The organism is Streptomyces sp. NPDC007162 (genome assembly GCF_040634175.1).
In the GTDB taxonomy this organism is placed as follows: Bacteria; Actinomycetota; Actinomycetes; order Streptomycetales; family Streptomycetaceae; genus Streptomyces.
Genome location: NZ_JBEYFC010000684.1, coordinates 1 through 4,005 on the forward strand (window position 1 = coordinate 1; position 4,005 = coordinate 4,005).

Below are 4,005 nucleotides of genomic sequence, written 5' to 3' on the forward strand. Positions count from 1 at the left end.
TCCGATCTCGCCCGGCTGACGAGGCGGCCTGACCCGCTGGACGGGCGCCTTCCACTGTGGAGGGCGCCCTTCCTGCGTGTCCGTCTACTTGCGGTGGCGTCCGCCGGAGGGCTCACCCTGCTCCGCGGCCAGCGCGGCCCTGCGCTCCTCCTCGGCCTTCTCCTCCGCCTCCATCTCCGCGAAGACGTCGATCGGAGCCGGTGCCTTCGCCAGGAAGACCCAGGTGAGCCAGACGGCGAGCAGGAACGGCGGGATCTTCAACGCGACCAGCACCCAGCCCAGTTGGGCGGTATTGGCCCACCAGTACAGCGGGAACAGGATCGCGCACTTGGCGAGCAGGATCAGGCCCCATGCCCAGCTGGCCTTGGCGTAGGCCGTCTTGCGGCCCGGGTTACGGGTGCGCCAGGAGAGGTTCTCCTTGAAGACCGGGCCGAGGATCAGGCCGATCAGGGGGACACCGCAGAGGGTCGTGACGATGTACGCCAGCGCCAGGCCCAGCGTGTAGAGCATGCCGGGGAGGTAGAAGTCCTTGGCGTTGCCGGTCATCATCGCGAAGACGACACCGAAGGCGACGCCGAAGACACCGCTGAAGGCGTGCTTGACGGTGTCCCTCATGGCGAGCCGCACCACGACCAGCACCACGGAAACCGCGAGGGCGGCGATCGCCGACCAGTGCAGGTCCTTGTTGATGGTGAAGATCGTGACGAACAGCAGGCCGGGCAGCACCGTCTCGACCATGCCGCGCACCCCGCCGAAGGCCTCGAACAGCGCGGCCTCGGTCACCGCCCGCGCATCGTCCTGAGCCTGCGTGTCTTCGGTCGGCTTGTCGAGCGACGTCACCGGCTACTCCCTACCGAGGGGTCTCAGTTCGTACTTGGGATTGAACAGCACCCGGCGGCCCCGGCTCAGCGAGATCCGGCCCGATGCGATCAGCCTGCGCCCCGGTTCTATGCCGACGATGGAGCGCCTGCCGAGCCACACCACGTCCAGTGCGGCGGAGCCGTCGAAGAGCTCGGCCTCCAGAGCCGGGACTCCGGCTCGCGGTCGTAGGGTGACCGTGCGCAAGGTACCAGTAACGGTGACGATCTGCCGGTCCTGACAGTCACCGATCCGGGTGCATCCGGTCGTGTCTGCGTCCTCGCGCAGCTCCTCCGACTCCAGGTCCTCCTGCGAAGAGGAGAGCCGGTCGAGCATGCGCCGGAACCGGCCGGCCGGCCTTTCGGAACGAGGAACAGCACTCATGTCTGAAAGCCTACCGGGGCCCACGGACACCGCCGTAGCCCAGCTCACTTCTCGAACCGGTACCCCATCCCCGGCTCCGTGATGAAGTGCTTCGGGTGTGCGGGGTCCGTTTCCAGTTTTCTGCGGAGCTGGGCCATGTACACCCGCAGGTAGTTGGTCTCCGTCCCGTACGACGGTCCCCACACCTCCTGGAGCAGCTGTTTCTGGCTGACCAGCCGACCGGTGTTGCGGACCAGGACCTCCAGCAGGTGCCACTCGGTCGGCGTGAGCCGGACATCCCGGCCGGCCCGGTTGACCTTCTTCGCGGCCAGGTCGACGGTGAACCCCTCGGTCTCCACCAGGACGTCGTCCTCGCCGCCCCCGGCGACGGGCTCGGCACGCCGTACGGCGGCCCTGAGGCGGGCCAGCAGCTCGTCCATGCCGAAGGGCTTGGTGACGTAGTCGTCGGCGCCCGCGTCGAGCGCCTCGACCTTCTCGTCGGAGGAGTGGCGGGCCGACAGGACCAGGATCGGCACCCGGGTCCAGCCGCGCAGCCCTTTGATCACCTCGACGCCGTCCATGTCCGGCAGGCCGAGGTCGAGGACGACCACGTCGGGGTGGCGGGAGGCGGCGAGTTCGAGGGCGGTACGGCCGTCGGGGGCCGCCTCGACCTCGTACTTGCGCGCCTTGAGGTTGATCACGAGGGCACGCACGATCTGCGGCTCGTCGTCGACCACGAGCACACGGGTCATGAGGCCTGCCTTTCCGGTTCCGCCACTGCCTTTTCCCTCTCCCCCGCCTTCGCCGCCGCCTCCGCCTCCGCCGCGGTGACCGATCCTGCCGCGCGCAGGCTCAGGACCATGGTGAGGCCGCCGCCCGGCGTGTCCTCGGCGTTGAGGGTGCCGCCCATCGCCTCGGCGAAGCCGCGGGCGACCGCCAGCCCGAGTCCGACCCCGGCGCCGCGCGGAGCGTCACCGTAACGCTGGAAGGGCTCGAATATGCGCTCCTTGGCGTCGTCGGGCACGCCGGGCCCGCGGTCCACGACCCGCACCTCCACGCGGTCCGCGAGGGGACTGGCGGAGACGAGCACGGGCCGGTCGTACGGGCTGTACTTGACGGCGTTCTCGACCAGGTTGGCGACCGACCGCTCCAGGAGTCCGGCGTCGGCCTCGACCATCGGCAGGGTCTCGGGCACGTCCAGGTCCACGCTGCCCTCGGGCACGCCGACCAGCGCCATCGGGACCACCTCGTCCAGGTCGATCTCACGGACGATCGCGGTGACCGTGCCTGTCTGCAGCCGGGACATGTCGAGCAGGTTGCCGACGAGGTGGTCGAGCCGGTCGGCGCCCTCCTCGATGGCTTCGAGGAGCTCCGCCCGGTCCTCCTCCGACCAGGCCACGTCGTCCGAGCGGAGCGAACTGACCGCCGCCTTGATCGCGGCCAGCGGCGTGCGCAGGTCGTGGCTGACGGCGGCCAGCAGCGCGGTGCGGATCCGGTTGCCCTCGGCGAGCGCGCGGGCCTGTTCGGCCTCCTCCTGGAGGCGCCTGCGGTCCAGTACGACGGCTGCCTGGGCGGCGAAGGCGGCGAGCACCCTGCGGTCCTCGGCGGGCAGCACCCGGCCGGTCAGCGCGAGGGCCATGTGGTCGCCCACGGGCATGTCGACGTCGGCCTCCTCGGGCCGCTCCAGGGCGGGTCCGAAGCCGGCCCGCCCGGCGCAGGTCCAGGGCGCGACGTCGCTCGCCCGCTCCAGCAGGGCTGCGGACTCCATGCCGAAGGTCTCCCGGACCCGTTCGAGGAGCTCCTCCAGGCTGGTCTCGCCGCGCAGCACGTTGCCGGCGAGGAAGGAGAGGATCTCGGACTCGGCGCGCAGCCGGGCGGCCTGGTGGGTGCGCCGGGCGGCCAGGTCCACGACCGAGGCGACCGACAGCGCGACCCCGAAGAAGATCACGATGGCGACGATGTTCTTCGGGTCGGCGACGGTCAGCCGGTGCAGGGGCGGGGTGTAGAAGTAGTTCAGCAGCAGCGAGCCGAAGGCCGCCGAGGCCAGCGCCGGGAAGAGCCCGCCGAGCAGTGCCGCCGCGACCGTGAAGGTCAGGAACAGCAGCATGTCGTTGGCGAGGCCCAGGTTGACGGTGTTCAGCAGCACCGCCATGACGGCCGGGCCGGCCAGGCCGACCACCCAGCCCGCGATGATCCGGCCCCGCCCGAGCCGGGCGCCCCGGGCCACCGGCAGCCCGCGGCCCTTGCCTGCCTCGCCGTGGGTGACGATGTGGACGTCCAGGTCGGGGCCGGACTCCCGGGCGACCGTGGCGCCGACGCCGGGTCCGAGGACGTACTGCCAGGCCTTGCGGCGTGAGGAGCCGAGGACTATCTGGGTGGCGTTGACCCCGCGCGCGAAGTCGAGGAGGGCCGCGGGGATGTCCTCGCCGACGACGTGGTGGAAGGTGCCGCCGAGGTCCTCGACGAGGGTGCGCTGGACGGCGAGTTCCTTCGGGGAGGCCGAGGTCAGCCCGTCGCTGCGGGAGATGTAGACGGCGAGCACCTCGCCGCCGGCGCCCTTCTCGGCGAGCCGGGCGGCCCGCCGGATCAGCGTGCGCCCCTCGGGACCGCCGGTGAGTCCGACGACGATCCGCTCCCGTGATCCCCAGATCGCCGACACCTGGTGCTCGCTGCGGTACTGCTTGAGGTACTCGTCGGCCCGGTCGGCGACCCACAGGAGGGCGAGTTCACGCAGGGCGGTGAGGTTGCCGGGCCGGAAGTAGTTGGACAGGGCCGCGTCGACCT

4 protein-coding genes are annotated in these 4,005 nt (G+C 71.0%); all 4 read right to left on the minus strand.

The annotated features are described in order from the left end of the window. Window positions 1-84 precede the first annotated feature (84 nt). Window positions 85-840 (minus strand): DUF3159 domain-containing protein, encoded by a 756-nt coding sequence (locus tag ABZ646_RS41995; protein ID WP_360531679.1) that lies wholly within the window; start codon window positions 838-840, stop codon window positions 85-87. Between the two features lie 3 nt (window positions 841-843). Further along, the gene (locus tag ABZ646_RS42000; protein WP_360531682.1) at window positions 844-1,242 is read right to left on the minus strand and encodes an OB-fold nucleic acid binding domain-containing protein; all 399 of its coding nucleotides are present in this window, start codon (window positions 1,240-1,242) and stop codon (window positions 844-846) included. Between the two features lie 44 nt (window positions 1,243-1,286). Then, window positions 1,287-1,973 (minus strand): response regulator, encoded by a 687-nt coding sequence (locus ABZ646_RS42005; protein ID WP_360531685.1) that lies wholly within the window; start codon window positions 1,971-1,973, stop codon window positions 1,287-1,289. Next, on the minus strand, window positions 1,970-4,005 hold a 2,036-nt coding region (locus ABZ646_RS42010), incomplete at its 5' end, for an ATP-binding protein (protein ID WP_360531688.1). The genes ABZ646_RS42005 and ABZ646_RS42010, both read right to left, overlap by 4 nt.